Here is a 16,672-nt window from a genome sequence, read left to right on the forward strand (position 1 = left end):
AGAAGATGTCATTGAAAAAAAGTTGAGTACAATGGAGAAACGTAAAAACAGGCGAAGAAAAGAACTTCTCCTCACCTGTTTCCCCTGGTACTTAATACGAATCGGTCTCGCGGCTTATGTCTTCCGCTTTCTTCGGCGCTTGTTCGCCGTCTTTATTTCCAAGTGGATGTTGACTGGATCCATCGGCATCTGCTTTTTGCAGTCCTTCTCTGAGACGTCGGCCGTATTCTTCATCGGCTTCCTCAGCGAGAGCGATCATTTTCTTTTGGATGCGCGGATCGCATGTAGACAGGTCATTCACCAGATTGTTGATCAGTTCATCCTTTTCCCAATCTTCAAAAGCACGGTATGTTTCGCCGGCCTGTTTTGTGTTGTCGTTGCGATCGATGGATTCTCGGACGAGGTTTCCCTCTATGCGAGGAGTGTGCTCTTTTCCGTCTTGTTTCGCTTCTTGCAGTCCTCCGAGAATGGACGGTTCATAATTGATATGTGGATTTTGTCCAGGTGCCCGATCCACTTTATACTGCATTTGCCCACCGCTCTGATTGGTCGCTACTCTCTTTTTCGGGGCATTGATCGGCAGCTGAAGATAATTGGCGCCAATCCGATGGCGTTGTGTATCGGAATAAGAAAAGGTCCGTCCTTGCAACATTTTATCATCCGAGAAATCGAGACCATCGATCAGAACACCTGTCCCGAATGCAGATTGTTCGACTTCGCTGAAATAGTCTTCGGGATTTCTATTTAATATGAGCTTTCCGACAGGCAGCCATGGGAATTGGTCATTCGGCCAAAGTTTCGTATCATCAAGCGGATCGAAATCCAGTTCAGGATGCTCGTCATCACTCATGATTTGAACGAAAAGTTCCCATTCCGGGTAATCCCCGCGCTCAATTGCATCGTATAGATCCTGCGTGGCGTGATTGAAGTTTTTCGCTTGGATTTCCTCCGCTTGTTTTTGCGTCAAGTTTTTAATCCCTTGCTTCGGCTCCCAATGGTATTTAATGAGAACCGCTTCGCCTTCACTGTTAATCCATTTATACGTATTGACGCCGGATCCTTGCATTTGTCGATAGTTGGCTGGAATTCCCCAAGGTGAATAGATGAACGTTACCATATGGAAGGATTCCGGTGAACTGGCGCAGAAATCGAAAAAGCGTTCACTGTCTTGGATATTCGTAATTGGGTCGGGCTTGAAAGCATGAATCATATCAGGGAATTTGATTGCATCGCGGATGAAAAAAATCTTTAGGTTGTTGCCGACCAAATCCCAGTTTCCGTCATCCGTATAAAACTTGACCGCAAACCCTCGGGGATCCCGAAGGGTTTCAGGAGAATGCCCACCGTGGATAACGGTTGAAAAGCGGACAAATACAGGAGTCTGTTTCCCTTTTTCTTGAAACAATGAAGCTCTTGTATATTTCGAAACCGGTTCATCTCCGACTGATCCATACGCCTCAAAATAACCGTGGGCTCCTGCACCTCTACCGTGCACGACACGTTCGGGAATCCGCTCTCTGTCAAAATGACTTAGTTTTTCGATGAAATCGTAGTTCTCCAATGTGGCAGGACCTCGGTTGCCGACAGTCCGTAAGTTTTGGTTATTCGTGATCGGATGTCCTTGCCGATTGGTCAACGTCATCTCGTTTTCCTCGTTTGTTGTCTGATTTTTGTTTTGATCTTTATTCATTGTCGCATCCTCCTAAAATGTGAATTCCTATGCTGGGGATATGGTAAGCCTTTCACGATTGTAGATTGATTAAACCATGACAAGTAATGGAAGTATGTCTGAAAAACGGCTTTTCCAATGAAGGGATTGGAAAAGCCGTTTTTTTACTTCGTATGATTGTTTTCGTTGTGAGTAAAGTATAATTACTGAGTCTGTTCTAGCGCTTGGTGTTCATCATCGAAATAGAGGAAAGTTTCTTCGTCGAGTTCAGCAAGTCGCTCTTTATTGATTCCTAACGCAAGGTTTCCTTCAAAAATTGTTTCCCACCAAGTTTCTGTTGTCGTCATAACCATTTCCTCCTCTGATTGGTGTTGTCCTTTATTTACCCCTGACTTTGGAAAAGCGAAACGTCAATCATCGAAATAGAATCGGAAGGCCTAATTATGTAACACGGTTATAGGAGTCGGTTGTCAGTCATAGTATATGGAGTTGGGGCAGGTCCGAAACTGCGTACTTGGTCGGAAAATTTGTCGAAAAAGACAGTTCTTTGGAAATATTGACTTTCAAAGATGGCTGTAAGCGCTTACGATTCTGCGCGGGACAAATTTCGGGCTTTGCAGAAAAATAAAAAGAGACATACAATGGAAATACCAAGGAACGGAGGGAATCTCATGATTTTCACAGCGGATCAGGCGGAAAGGCTGATTGCCCATCAGCGGGCTTATTATTTTACAGGCAGAACGCGAAGTGCCGCTTTCCGTAAAAAAATGTTACGACAATTGAAACAAGCGATCGAGTCGAATGAACAAGCCATTTATGAAGCTCTTCATCATGATCTTGGAAAAAGTGATTTTGAAGCGTACGTCACGGAAATCGGGTTCGTCCTCTCCAGCATTTCGTATATGCTGGATCATTTGGACGAGTGGTTGCAGACCGAAGCCGTGAAGACCCCGATCCATCTGCAGCCGGCTTCCAGTTGGATCATCCGGGAACCGTATGGATCGGTTTTGGTCATCGGACCTTTTAATTATCCATTCCAGCTCGTTATGGAACCATTGATCGGCGCGATAGCAGGTGGGAATTGTGCGGTGGTCAAACCATCGGAAACAGCGGTCCACACAGCGGCCATTGTGAAAAAGGTCATCTCAGAGACATTCCCAACCGAATACATTTGCGTCATCGAAGGAGAACGGGAAGAAACAGCGACGCTTATTCAGGCGTCATTCGATTATATATTCTTCACAGGCAGTGCGGAGGTCGGAAAAATTGTCATGAAGGCTGCGGCAGAGCGGCTGACGCCGATCACATTGGAACTCGGCGGCAAAAGCCCGGCACTTGTAGATCAGACGGCCGATTTGGCAAAAGCGGCTGAACGGATTATTTGGGGGAAATTCATCAATAACGGGCAAACTTGCATCGCGCCGGACTATGTTCTCGTACATCATTCCGTCCATGAGCAGTTTGTTTCGGAGATGGTCCAAGTATTGCACCGATTCTATGGAAAGGATGCGTCTGTAAGCCCGGATTATGGCCGGATTGTCAATCAAAAGCAGTTTGACCGGTTGGCGAGGATCATCCAAAGGGAACGGGAGCATCTTTTTTATGGTGGAAGCAGTCGCAGGGATGACCTGTATATGGAACCGACGCTGCTTTGTAATGTCGCATGGGACGGTCCAGCGATGGAAGAAGAGATTTTCGGTCCAATCCTTCCAATCCTACTATATGATAATTTGGCTGAAGCCATTCATCATATCCGACTCTTGCCGAAACCACTTGCGGCTTATATGTTTACGGAAAACAAACAGGCGGCGGAGTACTTTATCGAAAACGTCCCTTTTGGCGGCGGGTGCATCAACGATACAATTTCACACGTCGGCAATATCCATCTGCCATTTGGCGGAGTCGGTCCGTCCGGCATGAATGCGTATCATGGCAAAACAAGCTTCGAGACGTTCACCCATGCGAAATCGTTGCTGAAACGAAGCACCGCCATCCCGATGCGCATCGCTTTCCCGCCGTATAAGGATAAATTGAAATGGATCAAACCGCTTCTTCGATGAGAGGCGGTTTTTTCTCCTTTAGTGTAATCGGGACGAAAAAAAAGTATAATGAACGGATGGAAGAGAATGAAAGGAAGAAAAGTATGGATACCGAAAAATTATTTGCAATATTGCCGAACAAGGAAATTGTCGGGGAGCTGCCGGCGACGGTGACCGATATGGCTGTCGATTCGCGAGCGGTAAATGCAGGGGGCGTGTTCGTCTGCATCGAGGGCTTTACAGTGGATGGCCATGATTTTGTCGGCAAGGCTGTTGACAATGGGGCTCGCGTCATCGTCGCTTCGAAGCCAGTCGACGTAGATCCGGAAAAAGTGGCGGTCGTGCTTGTTGATGATACGTCGCGGGCAGTCGGTTTGCTGGCCTCCCGTTTCTATAGTTATCCTTCGCGGAAAATGACGATGATCGGCGTCACCGGGACAAACGGAAAGACAAGCGTCAGCAATATCATCCACGCCATTTTACAGGAGAGCGGAGAGCGTTCGGCTGTTTCAGGGACTATCGGGTTTAATTTGGACGGCATTTTATATGAAACCGAGAATACGACGAATGATGTCCTGACGACGCAAGGGATGATTGCCCGCGCTGTGCAGGAAGGTTGTTCGACGATGGCGATGGAAGTATCGTCGCACGGACTCGTGGAAGGCCGTTTGGCTGGTACGGAATTCGACATCGCCATTTTTACGAATTTGACGCATGATCACCTTGACTTTCATGGGACGATGGAGGATTACGGGTATGCGAAAGGTCTTTTATTCGCCCAGCTGGGACAGGACTTGGAGAAGCGTAAGTTTGCCGTGCTGAACGCAGACGACGAGTGGAGCGAGCGGATGGGCAAGATGACGCCGTTTCCAGCTTTGACTTACGGAATCCGGAATGATGCGATATTCCGCGCTTCGGACATTGTATTGGCTGCGGATCGCACGACGTTCCGACTCGCTTCCCCTGAAGGCGAATTCGAAGTTGATATGAAATTGATCGGGGAGTTCAGTGTCTACAATGCGTTGGCAGCAATCGCCGCTTTATTTGCAAAAGGCATGGGGACGGAGGACATCATCGGGCATTTGGAGAAGATCTCTTCCGTCAAAGGCCGGATGGAGAAAGTGGAAACTTCCCTTCCGTTGACGATCTACATCGACTATGCCCATTCACCCGATGCCATCGAGAAGGCGATCCATGCCGTGCTGCCGTATAAAAAGAATAAATTGATATTCGTCATCGGGACAGGCGGAAACCGGGACCGGAAAAAGCGGCCCGTCATGGCAGAAAAGGCATCCGTTGCCGATTATGTTATTCTGACAACCGATGATCCGCGGGACGAGCCGTACGAATCAATTCTCTCCGAATTGGAAGCTGGCATGACCCATGACCAATACGCCTGCATCGGCGACCGGGCAGAAGCCGTCCGCCATGCGGTATCTGTCGCAGAAGAAGACGATATCATCATCTTCGCCGGCAAAGGCCATGAAGATTTCCAAATCATCGGCAACGTAAAACATCCGCATTCGGACGCCGCAATCGCATTGGAAGCCGCTGAGCAGAAGTTCGGAGCGGGGCAAATGAAGAAATGAATGAAGGGCTGTCCTTGTGGGGACGGCCTTTTGGGGTTGGGGTGTTTCGGAAGTGGGGCAGGGGTGTTTCGAGGTTTGGGTGAAGTGTTGAGGACTTGGTGCAGAGGCGTTTCGAGGTTTGGGGGGGAATGTTGTGACTTTGGGGCAGAGCGTTTTGAAGTTTTAGGGAAGTGTTGTGCACCCGGAGGTAATCGTTTCGAGGTTTGTGGGAAATGTTGTGCTCTTGGATAGAAACATTTCGAGGCATAAGGGAAATGCCGTGAACTTTGATGAAGTGTTTCAAGGGTCGGAGAGAGGTTATAGATCCTTCGTGCTGTTGTTTTACACGGCCCTTGCAGTCCATGAGAGTTCGCTCGGGCCCTAACAGTTTCGAATGGAGCCCTGTCAGTTCCGTGAATTGCCCTTACAATTCCCCGAAGTCGTCCCGCTCAATTGGCTTGTGCCTTTCATTCTAGATAAAAAAATGTTGAAATCGGCTTTCAATCTGTCTATGCTAAGAAAAGCAGAACAGAAGGAGATTACATTTATGGATAAACCGATACAAGAAGAAATTGCATCACGCCGGACTTTTGCGATCATCTCCCACCCGGATGCGGGGAAAACGACGATGACGGAGAAGTTGCTCTTTTTCGGCGGCGCCATCCGGGATGCCGGGACCGTCAAAGGGAAGAAGACCGGAAAGTATGCGACATCGGACTGGATGGAAATTGAGAAACAGCGGGGAATTTCGGTGACGTCCTCGGTCATGCAGTTCGATTATGACGGGAAACGGGTAAATATCTTGGACACCCCGGGCCACGAAGATTTCAGTGAGGATACGTACCGTACGTTGATGGCGGTCGATGCGGCTGTCATGATGGTCGATTCGGGGAAAGGGATCGAGCCGCAGACGATCAAATTGTTCAAAGTCTGTCGTATGCGGGGCATTCCGATTTTCACATTTATGAATAAAATGGACCGTCAGGGGAAAGAGCCGCTTGATTTGATGGAAGAGCTTGAAGAAGTGCTCGGCATCGAATCGTATGCGATGAATTGGCCGATCGGGATGGGGAAGGAATTCCTGGGCATCTACGATCGGTTCAATCATCGGATTGAGCAGGCGCGAGTCGATGGCGATAAGCATTTTCTCGCTTTGGATGAAGACGGCAGCCTTGCCGAACCGCATCCGATGGAGGAGACTTCCTATTATCAACAGGCTTTGGAAGATGTAATGCTACTCAACGAAGCGGGCAATCAGTTCGACGAGGAACGGGTAGCCAAGGGGGAATTGACGCCGGTGTTCTTCGGAAGTGCGTTGACAAACTTCGGGGTCCAGACCTTTTTGGAAACGTTCCTTCAATTCGCTCCAGAGCCACAACCTCGTCTGACGAAGGAAGAACAAGAGGTTGATCCCTTTTCAGAGGAGTTTTCCGGTTTCATTTTTAAAATCCAGGCGAATATGAACCCGGCACACCGGGACCGGATTGCGTTCGTGCGTATTGTGTCGGGGGCATTCGAGCGTGGAATGACCGTGACGGTCCCTAGGATTTCGAAGACGTTCAAGTTGACGCAGACGACGCAGTTCCTCGCGGATGACCGCGAAACGGTCAACGAAGCGGTGGCGGGCGATATTATCGGACTGCATGACACGGGGAATTACCAGATCGGCGACACGGTGATCGGCGGGAAGTCCTCTTTCCAATTCGATGCACTGCCGCAATTCACCCCTGAATTGTTCGTTCGGGTGACTGCGAAGAACGTTATGAAATCGAAGCATTTCCATAAAGGGATTTTGCAGCTTGTGCAAGAAGGGGCCATTCAATATTATCGTACACTTCATACCGAGGAAGTCTTGCTCGGAGCGGTCGGTCAGCTGCAATTCGAAGTGTTCGAGCATCGGATGAAAAACGAGTACAACGTGGAAGTCCGGATGGAACATATCGGTTCAAAAGTTGCCCGTTGGATTGAAAATGAAGGGGATGTCAAGGAGTCGATGACGGGTCAACGGGCGATGCTCGTGAAAGACCGTTACGATAATCTGGTGTTCCTCTTCGAAAATGACTTCGCGATGCGCTGGTTCCATGACAAATACCCGGACATCCGGTTATATAGTCTGTTGTAATGGAATGCCTGATGAGAGAGGAGACTTTCTTGTCAGGTTTTTATTTTGACTGCGCTTCATACGTTAGCAGTCAACTCCAAATGTTAAGCGTTAGCTCACGAACTTCCTCCACGTTTTGATGGGCCTTCAAAACTTCAAAACAAAATATCATGCCTCGAAACCGCTCTCCATCTTACCGTTCCCCCAAATGTGTCAAATCACCCAATTCCTCGTAATGGGATGTTCCGAATTGAAGTCGTGTTGTACATTGCATATGATGAAGATAACGTTTTTTCGATGAGAGGGTAGTGGATAGATGAAGATCAGTGACTTTTCAATTAAACGGCCGATTTTTACGATGGTTACTATGTTTCTCGTCGTTATACTCGGAGCCGTATCTCTTTTTCGTATCCCTGTGACGCTGATCCCTGATTTGAACCCGCCGATTGCGGTTGTGGTGACAAGTTATCCAGGGGCCTCTCCGATTGAGGTGAATGAAAAGCTGACCAAGCCGTTGGAGACGAGTTTGTCGACGACGCCCGGCTTGAAGACGATTCAGTCGTCGTCCCAAGAAGGCGCCAATTTCATCTTGCTGATGTTTGATTGGTCTACAGCCATTGATGATGTCCAGATGGATGTCATGCAGCGGATCGACCAAGTGCCTGTTCCGGACGGATCCCAGAAGCCGCGCTTTATGAAGTTCGACCCGGCGCAGTTCCCGGTCATCCAGCTTTCCTTGAGGACGACGAGTGATGAGGCCGATATCCGCAAGCTCGCGGAGCAGCTCGAGACCGAGTTGCGACGGACAGAAGGAGTCGCCAGCGTCACCGTATCCGGGGCGCTCGTCGAGGAAGTTCAAATCATCCTGAATCCCGAAAAGCTGGAGGCCAATGGGTTGGTCCAATCGGATATCGTGCAGGCGATTCAAGCTAACCATGTGTCGATGCCGGGCGAGCCGATTGAAACGTCGGAGGGCCAGCAATTGACGACACGGATCATCAGTGCGTTGACATCGATCACCGATATCCGGAATGTCGCAGTCGGCTTGAATCCATTGACCGGTGAGTCGATCACCGTGGGAGATGTCGCATCTGACGTGGCGTTGGTCGAGGCGCAATCGACAACGGAAACGCGCGCCAATGAAGACCCGGCTGTTCTGATGTCCGTGTTGCAGGAGTCGGGGACGAATACAGCGGATGTATCCACGGCATTTAAACAGGAGTTGGATCACCTTCTTGGTTCGGATGAATACAAAGAGATCGAAGCGGATATTTTATTCGACCAAGGGGACTACGTTAAGTTGGCCATTGGGAATATCGGCCAATCGTTGCTGCTCGGCGGCCTTTTTGCCATGCTTGTCCTGTTTTTCTTCCTGCGGGGCATTAAGAGCCCGATCATCATCGGCATTGCCATCCCGTATTCGGTGATCGTCACCTTCGTTTTGATGTTTTTTGCGGACTTTTCCTTGAACATCATGACGTTGGGGGCACTCGCGCTCGGAATCGGAATGCTCGTCGACAATGCGATTGTCGTCATTGAAAATATCGAAAGGCATTTGGCGATGGGGAAAGGGCCGAAACAGGCGGCACGGGAAGGGACAAAGGAAATCGGCGGTGCCATCACGGCTTCCACCTTGACGACCCTCGCCGTGTTCGTACCGGTTATTTTCATCAGCGGCCTGATTGGTCAGATTTTCACCGAATTTGCGTTGACCATCTCGTTTAGTCTGTTCGCCTCCCTCGTTGTGGCACTGACCGTTGTACCGATGATGGCCAGCCGCATGCTGAAGAAGCCGAAAAGGAATTTAGAAGCCCGCCGCCGCCGTTCGAAATCGCTGAACAACTTCGAGAGATCGGTCAGATGGGCTTTGAAGAACCGGGCACTTATGTTGATTGCCACGACGGTGCTCCTCGCGGCGAGTGCTTTCAGTCTGACAAGGGTGGGAACCGAATTTCTCCCGCCGACGGATGAAGGGTTCGTCAGCATCTCGGTGAAGTTGCCGAATGGGTCGTCGGTTTCCGCAACGAATGATATTGTGGAACAAATCGAGGCTGAATTGAAACAGCAGGATGATGTGGAAGTGTACGTCAGCTTGGTTGGTGGGACCCAGCAGAATCTGGCGCAAGGCAGCTCGGAATCGAATGTAGCCGAGCTGTATGTAAAGCTTGTCCCGTTGAATGACCGGGAGCGTTCCGTCTTCGAGTTTGTCGATGCAGTGCAACCGGATGTGTTGGAAAAGATCGGCGATGAGGCGGAAGTCAGTTTCAATCTTCAGACGGCATCCGGGTCCACGCCGAATACATTGTCATTCTCATTGAGTGATACGAATGAAGAACGATTGGACGAGGCTGTTCAACAATTACATGCTGAACTGACGTCGATGAACGGCGTGCTGGAAGTGTCAAATGACTTGCAAGATACGATGGAAGAAATCCGGATTGAGGTGAACCGGAGGAAGGCCGCTGAAAACGGATTGACGCCTTATCAGATTGCGCAGACGGTCAATCATGTGACACGTGGGGCATTTGCGACGCAAATTATTGGAAAACATGAGGCGGTCCATTCCGTGAACGTGCTCTACGAAGAGAGTTTCCGCAATAGTATCGAGAAGTTGAAGGACCTTAAGCTTTGGACGCCAGCTGGAACATTCATTGCCTTGGAGGATGTTGCCAAAGTCAGAGTCGATGAAGGTCCCGTGGCGATCCGGCGCGTGGACCAAGCCCATTCGGTGACGTTCAATGTGAAATATGAATCGTCGCAGACGCTCGGTGGGATGACAAAGCAAGTGCAGGAAAAGGTTGATGCATTGGAATTTCCGGATGAAATCGATATGACGTTCAGTGGAGATCGGGAACTGTTTGAAAGTGCAATCGATGACATGTTGCTGGCGATTGTCCTAGCGGTCGTTCTGGTCTATATCGTCATGGCGGCCCAGTTTGAATCATTTAAATACCCGTTCGTCATCATGTTCTCGGTTCCGCTTATGATCATCGGCGTTTCAATCGGCCTGTTCGTGACGAGCACGCCGATCAGTGTCACGGCGATCATCGGGATTCTAGTCCTCGTCGGAATCGTCGTGAACAATGGAATCGTGCTCGTCGATTACATCAATCAACGAAAAGAAGCGGGGCTCCATTCGTTCGATGCCATCATCGCCTCCGTCCGAGACCGGGTCCGCCCGATTTTGATGACGGCATTGACGACCATCCTCGGCCTGTTGCCGCTTGCACTCGGTCTCGGAGAGGGGACGGAGATGAACCAACCGATGGGGATTGCCGTCATCGGAGGACTCGTCAGCTCCACCTTCCTGACCTTGTATATCGTGCCGATCATCTATAGTTTGTTTGATAGGCAAACACGTAGACAGGCCCAGTTGAATGATTCGGAAAGGTGAACGTTCTGAGGTCGTGAGTGAACGTTTCGAAGTGCAACGGGTTTGTTTCGAGGTAGGGCGTGGATGTTTCGCGGTTTGATGGAAACGTTGTGAAGTCGGCGCAGTGTTTTGAGGTACTAAGAAAACGTTGTGAGGTCGTGAGTGAACTTTTCGAAGTGCAACGGAAATGTTGCTAGGTGAGGCATGGTCGTTCCGCGGCCCGGTTCAACTGGACAATATCTTTAGCAGGCGTGGAAAAACAGGAATTTCCACGCCTGTTTTTAATGAAAACCATTCCTGGTAAACTAATGCTCCTGCTGTCCCTTTTTCATGAAACCCGCTTGTCCTACATATAATTGCTATGCACATTGATTAATCTTCCGGCAATATAAGTAAAATGGTATACTCTGGGAAAAGGGGGCGGTGGCATGCGGACTCATTTGTTTACGGGGTTTCCCGGTTTCATTGCGACGCAGTTGATCAAGGGGTTGATTCGCCAACGGGACGTCGATAGGATTTATGCGATTGTCCAACCGGAGCAGATTGGACGGGCAGAGGAGCGGATTGATGGCATAATGGAAGAGTTGGAAGTTGAAATCCCGTTTGACTTGTTCGCCGGGGATATCACACAGACCGACCTGGGGCTGGATTCGACTGCACTGGGCAGCCTTCGGGATCAACCGCTTGTCGTCTGGCATTTGGCAGCTATTTATGATTTGGCTGTGGATGCGGAAAGCGCCTGGCGTGTTAATGTGGAAGGGACAAGGCAAGTGAACCGTTTCGTCGCCGGTCATCCGTCCATTATCCGTTATTTGTACTTCAGTACAGCCTATGTAGCGGGAAAACGGGAAGGCCTATTATTGGAAACGGAGCTGATCCGCCCCACAGCCTTTAAAAATCTTTATGAAGAAACAAAGTATGAAGCGGAAGTACTAGTCGAGGCTTTGAAGCCATCGGTCCCCGTCACAATCATTCGGCCGGGCATTGTCCGCGGGCATTCCCGGACCGGGGAGACGATCAAATTCGACGGTCCGTATTTTTTCATGAACCTGATCGATCGGCTGCGGTGGCTGCCGGCCATCCCGTATGTCGGAAGGACAGAGTCGCGGATCAATGTCGTGCCGATCGATTATATCGTCGATGCCTCGATCTACCTGTCCAGCCTAGGGGATGCGGCCGGCATGACTGTCCATCTGACCGATCCATCCCCTCATCCGGTCGAGGAGGTATATCGGGCGATGGTGATCGAATTGACGGGGAAACGTCCGAGAGGCAGGTTACCGCGGCAACTCGCCGAAAAAGGCCTATACTCCGTACGCCTACAACGGAAGCTCGGTGTGGAAGCGCAGACGCTGGATTATTTAACGTGGAATGCCACATTTGACACGAGTATTGCCGATCGGCTGCTAGAAGGGAGCGGCATCCGGTGCGCCGATTTCATTCAATCGATTCCAACAATGGCCAGCTTCTATAATGAACATAAACATAACCAGGATCTCCACGTGAAAATAGGATAATCTACGTTTACTTTTCCGGCTAGCGTGGTATAATAAAGCAAAAGAACCCGACAACTTAATAACTTTGACAATATGTCAAAGGGGAGTAGCTATAGGGAAACCTATTTCATAGTCGTCAATACATGGCGTACGCCATCGGTTATGATAGCTGGATATTTATATATTCCGACTTAGCGAGACCTTTGCCTTTTATTAAGGTGGGGGTCTTTTTTATATGTAGAAAATTGGAGGAATCAATGTGGAAGCGATTTTACTCGAGTACGCATGGGTATTGCTTGTGTTAATTGCCCTTGAAGGTTTGTTGGCAGCAGACAATGCAGTTGTGATGGCGGTCATGGTGAAGCATTTACCGCGGCCTCAGCAAAAGAAAGCTTTGTTTTACGGATTGCTCGGCGCGTTCGTGTTCCGGTTCGCAGCGTTGTTCATGATTACATTTTTGGTGAATATTTGGCAAATCCAAGCGCTGGGCGCCGCTTACCTGCTATTCATTTCCATTAAGAATATTATAGATCAGCGAAAAGGGGATACCGAGGATCATACGAAAGAACCGCGTCGTCAATCCGGTTTTTGGATGACCGTTTTGAAAGTGGAGTTGGCGGATATCGCGTTCGCCCTCGATTCCATGCTCGCGGCGGTAGCACTTGCTGTGACCTTGCCTGAACTTGGGGATTTCCATATCGGGGGCATCAACGGCGGTCAGTTCATCGTCATGTTGATCGGTGGAATTGTTGGTTTAGTGCTTATCCGGTTCGCCGCACGTCAATTTATCGTCATATTGGATAAATACCCAGCATTGGAAACAGCCGCATTCCTGATCGTCGGATGGGTTGGTGTGAAATTGGCTGTCCTTACGCTCGCACATCCGGGCTTAGGCATCATCGATCCTGATTTTCCGCACTCCACTCTATGGAAAACGACATTCTGGATCGTCTTGGCGGGTATCGCGTTGAATGGTTATTTGATCGGTGTCCGGAAACATCGCAAACAGGCATAACGGTTTTCAGCCGGTTACATCGCTCTCGGTGTAGCCGGTTTTTTATGTGAAAGTAAAAAAAGCGGAAGAATTCTTTTCTTTTTCCGGTTTATTCACTAAAATGGGGAGACGGCAACTTTGTTATCGCCTCTTTGGAGGAAGGTTTTCGAACAAGCTTGAGAAATTTGAACGCAATACTTGAGGTTTGTTGATCGAAAGGGATGAAGATTCATGAAGTTTTCACGGGAAAATCTTAGAAGATTCACCCCTGCTCAAATCATCGTATTTTATTACTTCTTAGCGATTGCCTTTTCGTACCTCTTATTGAATTTGCCGGGGGTATACCTTCCTGGCGTGGAAGTAAGTTTTCTCGATAGCCTCTTTACGGCGGTCAGTGCGGTTAGTGTGACCGGATTGACGCCTATTAGCATCGCCGGCACGTATTCCGTTTTCGGCCTCTGTATGTTGATGCTCGTATTGCAACTCGGCGGGATTGGCATCATGTCGATTGGGACGTTTTTCTGGCTGCTTGTCAAAAAAAGGATTGGTTTGCGCGAACGGCAATTGATCATGGTTGACCATAATCAGTACAGCTTGGCGGGTGTCGTCCATCTGATTCGTGAAATTGTGAAGATCATCTTTTTGGTCGAGATGATCGGTGGGCTGCTGTTGACGATTTACATCCGACCGTTCTTCGAAACGTTCAGTGATGCGTTGCTACATGGCATGTTCCTGGCCGTTTCGGCAACGACCAACGCGGGATTCGATATTACCGACGCTTCGCTTTTGCCGTACTTCAATGATTATTTCATCCAGACGGTGATCATGGTGCTGATCATCCTCGGAGCAATCGGATTTCCTGTACTCATTGAAGTGAAAAGTTATTTTTCAAACAAGGTTCCGAATTTCAGATTTTCCCTTTTTACGAAAATCACGACTACGACGTTCGGAATCCTTTTAGTTTTCGGGGCACTTATGATTTTCCTTTTGGAATCGGTCCACTCCTTCAAGGGGTTGGCTTGGCATGAAAAAGTATTCGCTTCGTTATTCCATTCGGTCTCGTCCCGGTCGGCCGGATTGACGACCTATGACATCACGGAGTTCAGCGAAGCGACCGATATCTTCATCAGTTCCTTGATGTTCATCGGCGCTTCGCCGAGTTCCGTAGGCGGGGGAATCCGGACGACGACCTTTGCCATCGCGTTGCTCTTCATCATAAATTTCGCGCGGGGCAATCAAGTGATCAATATATTCCATCGGCAGATCAAGCTGATCGATGTGTTCCGTTCCTATGCAGTCATCCTCCTGGCGGGCGCCATGGTGATGGCCGCCCTCCTGATCCTGCTGATTACGGAACCGGGAATCCCGGCCGTGACTTTGCTGTTCGAAATTACGTCAGCCTTCGGAACATGCGGCATGTCGCTCGGCATCACATCCGAGCTTTCACCGATCGGTAAAATGATTATCATGATCCTGATGTTCATCGGAAGGGTGGGCCTGATTTCCTTCCTCTACACATTGGGCGGAAAAACGAAAACAATCCACTATCATTACCCGAAAGAACGTGTAATTATTGGGTGAACCAAAAGAAAAGCTGTCCCCGGATTATAGGGACAGCTTTTCTTTTTCAGTATAAAAGAATTCTGGTGCTTCACCGTGTTTGAACAAAGTGATGAGATGGCCCGCCTTCTTTTCGACCCGGCCAGTTTCGGCTTCTTTCGGATCCACATGAATCGGTGTGATGAATGTTGATTTCCGGATGTTCCGTTCATGTAGTTTGAACTGGAGCTCCTGGATATCCAGCGGGGTTTTATTCGCCAAGATGTCGGATTCGATCCGTGTAAGCTCCTCCGCCTGCATCTCGTTTTTCCACCAGATTTTTCGCGGCTGGAATGTATGGTGCGCCAAGTAATCAAGTTTCATCAAACTACGTACAATGTCCATGTCGGCTTCTGTTTCATTTGCAAGAAAATCATCGAGACGGGTGAATAGGTCCGCAAGCTGATGGCCGATCCGGGACCAACCGCGATTTTCCCAATAGGTGCCGAACTGCTGAAAGAAATCGAAAGGTGTTTCAAAGACCGAAGTGACCAAGTATTCGATCGTCCTTGGCGTGCGGTTATCATTCCAATATTTCTCAAGGACATCTTCCGTATGCTTAATGCGTAAAATATCATCAAAAGACAGTACATTATTTGAAACGATTTCATAGGGGGCCACGTCCACATATTTATATCCATATTGCTCCGATAGAATCCGGAGCCCTGTTCCCCGCAATAGCTTTAAGAAGCCGAGCTGCAGCTCTTCGGGACGCATGGCGAAGACATCGTTGAACGTTTGTCGGAATGAATCATAATCCTCTTCCGGAAGCCCGGCGATCAAGTCGAGATGCTGGTCAATCTTCCCGCCACGCTTCACCATCGTCACGGTACGGGATAGCTTTTCGAAATTTTGACGGCGTTTGACCAGCTCGTTCGTCAAATCGTTTGTCGACTGGACGCCGATTTCAAATCGGAATAACCCGGCCGGTGCGTTGTCGTTCAGAAAATCGATCACCTCTGGGCGCATGATATCGCCTGTTATTTCGAATTGGAATACCGTACCCGGCAGATGCTCGTCAATCAAAAATTGGAACATTTCCATCGCATAGCTTCTGCTGATATTAAAAGTCCGATCGACAAATTTGATTGTCTTTGCGCCATTCGCCATCAAATATCGAATATCATCCTTAATGGCTTCCCGATTGAAATAGCGTACACCGACTTCAATTGAAGACAGGCAGAATTGGCAGGAGAAAGGACAACCTCTGCTTGTTTCGATATAAGTGACCCTTTTGGATAGATCCGGAATATCTTCCTTGAACCGGAATGGAGAAGGCAGCTCGCGCAAATCGAGCTTCGGCCCGGGAGCTGTAAACTTCAACTGCTCTCCATCCCGATAAGCCAACCCTTGGACGGTCGAGAAGCTGCGATTTTCTGCATGAGCCTCCAAAAGCTGTTTAAATGTCCGCTCGCCCTCCCCGATTGCGATGGCATCGATTTCCGGAACGCGTTGGAGCCAGTAATCATAATCGTAGGTCACCTCAGGTCCGCCTGCTACGATAAGAACGTCAGGTTTCACCTTTTTTAGCAACTGCATGACACGGATGGATTCTTCGATATTCCATATATATAAACTGAAACCGACAACATCCGGTTGCTTTTGATACAAATCAGATACGATGCTCATGGCCGGATCTTTGATGGTGTATTCGGCGAGTATCGGGTCGAATTCGGGTGCAGCATAGGATTTCAAATAGCGGATCGCCAAGTTTGTATGGATATACTTAGCATTTAATGTAGTTAAAACAATATTCATTTTTTGCTCCTTTTCCCATGTATATACAACTAGTTTACTTGAATTGTGAAATATAGTCCAAATCAACTATATGAA

The 16,672-nt window shown here is 48.8% G+C and carries 10 protein-coding genes; 7 read left to right on the forward strand and 3 right to left on the reverse strand.

Going from position 1 to position 16,672, the window contains the following annotated elements; all coding sequences use genetic code 11:
• Window positions 1-91: 91 nt before the first annotated feature.
• Window positions 92-1,690, reverse strand: a complete 1,599-nt coding sequence (locus OXB_RS09455) for a catalase (RefSeq protein ID WP_041073727.1) — start codon at window positions 1,688-1,690, stop codon at window positions 92-94.
• A gap of 182 nt (window positions 1,691-1,872) precedes the next feature.
• Complete coding sequence (locus tag OXB_RS19050; RefSeq protein WP_173426004.1) at window positions 1,873-2,016, reverse strand: hypothetical protein; 144 nt, start codon at window positions 2,014-2,016, stop codon at window positions 1,873-1,875.
• A 324-nt stretch (window positions 2,017-2,340) separates the two neighbouring features.
• On the opposite strand from OXB_RS19050, the gene OXB_RS09460 reads away from it, so the two are divergent.
• The 7 genes from OXB_RS09460 (at window position 2,341) to OXB_RS09490 (ending at window position 14,821) form a co-directional block, all read left to right on the forward strand.
• Window positions 2,341-3,729, forward strand: a complete 1,389-nt coding sequence (locus OXB_RS09460) for an aldehyde dehydrogenase (RefSeq protein WP_041073728.1) — start codon at window positions 2,341-2,343, stop codon at window positions 3,727-3,729.
• A gap of 83 nt (window positions 3,730-3,812) precedes the next feature.
• On the forward strand, window positions 3,813-5,297 hold the full coding sequence (locus OXB_RS09465; protein ID WP_041076581.1) for a UDP-N-acetylmuramoyl-L-alanyl-D-glutamate--2,6-diaminopimelate ligase: 1,485 nt from the start codon (window positions 3,813-3,815) through the stop codon (window positions 5,295-5,297).
• A gap of 526 nt (window positions 5,298-5,823) precedes the next feature.
• Entirely contained in the window at window positions 5,824-7,398 is a 1,575-nt protein-coding gene (locus OXB_RS09470) for a peptide chain release factor 3 (RefSeq protein ID WP_041076583.1), read from the forward strand.
• A 295-nt stretch (window positions 7,399-7,693) separates the two neighbouring features.
• Window positions 7,694-10,771 (forward strand): efflux RND transporter permease subunit, encoded by a 3,078-nt coding sequence (locus tag OXB_RS09475; RefSeq protein ID WP_041073729.1) that lies wholly within the window; start codon window positions 7,694-7,696, stop codon window positions 10,769-10,771.
• Between the two features lie 407 nt (window positions 10,772-11,178).
• Entirely contained in the window at window positions 11,179-12,267 is a 1,089-nt protein-coding gene (locus tag OXB_RS09480; protein WP_041073730.1) for an SDR family oxidoreductase, read from the forward strand.
• A gap of 238 nt (window positions 12,268-12,505) precedes the next feature.
• Entirely contained in the window at window positions 12,506-13,261 is a 756-nt protein-coding gene (locus OXB_RS09485) for a TerC family protein (RefSeq protein ID WP_041073731.1), read from the forward strand.
• A 210-nt stretch (window positions 13,262-13,471) separates the two neighbouring features.
• Window positions 13,472-14,821, forward strand: coding sequence for a TrkH family potassium uptake protein (locus tag OXB_RS09490; protein ID WP_041073732.1), 1,350 nt, complete (start codon window positions 13,472-13,474; stop codon window positions 14,819-14,821).
• 24 nt (window positions 14,822-14,845) lie between these two features.
• Here the strand turns inward: OXB_RS09490 and OXB_RS09495 are convergent, their stop codons facing one another.
• Complete coding sequence (locus tag OXB_RS09495) at window positions 14,846-16,597, reverse strand: B12-binding domain-containing radical SAM protein (RefSeq protein ID WP_041073733.1); 1,752 nt, start codon at window positions 16,595-16,597, stop codon at window positions 14,846-14,848.
• Window positions 16,598-16,672 lie beyond the last annotated feature (75 nt).

The sequence above is a fragment of the Bacillus sp. OxB-1 genome (assembly GCF_000829195.1).
Lineage (GTDB): Bacteria > Bacillota > Bacilli > Bacillales_A > Planococcaceae > Sporosarcina.

Excerpts from the sequence above, each read along its gene's own strand:
- OXB_RS09455 (WP_041073727.1), bottom strand. The coding sequence starts at position 1,690 with ATGAATAAAGATCAAAACAAAAATCAGACAACAAACGAGGAAAACGAG.
- OXB_RS19050 (WP_173426004.1), bottom strand. The coding sequence starts at position 2,016 with ATGACGACAACAGAAACTTGGTGGGAAACAATTTTTGAAGGAAACCTT.
- OXB_RS09460 (WP_041073728.1), top strand. The coding sequence starts at position 2,341 with ATGATTTTCACAGCGGATCAGGCGGAAAGGCTGATTGCCCATCAGCGG.
- OXB_RS09465 (WP_041076581.1), top strand. The coding sequence starts at position 3,813 with ATGGATACCGAAAAATTATTTGCAATATTGCCGAACAAGGAAATTGTC.
- OXB_RS09470 (WP_041076583.1), top strand. The coding sequence starts at position 5,824 with ATGGATAAACCGATACAAGAAGAAATTGCATCACGCCGGACTTTTGCG.
- OXB_RS09475 (WP_041073729.1), top strand. The coding sequence starts at position 7,694 with ATGAAGATCAGTGACTTTTCAATTAAACGGCCGATTTTTACGATGGTT.
- OXB_RS09480 (WP_041073730.1), top strand. The coding sequence starts at position 11,179 with ATGCGGACTCATTTGTTTACGGGGTTTCCCGGTTTCATTGCGACGCAG.
- OXB_RS09490 (WP_041073732.1), top strand. The coding sequence starts at position 13,472 with ATGAAGTTTTCACGGGAAAATCTTAGAAGATTCACCCCTGCTCAAATC.
- OXB_RS09495 (WP_041073733.1), bottom strand. The coding sequence starts at position 16,597 with ATGAATATTGTTTTAACTACATTAAATGCTAAGTATATCCATACAAAC.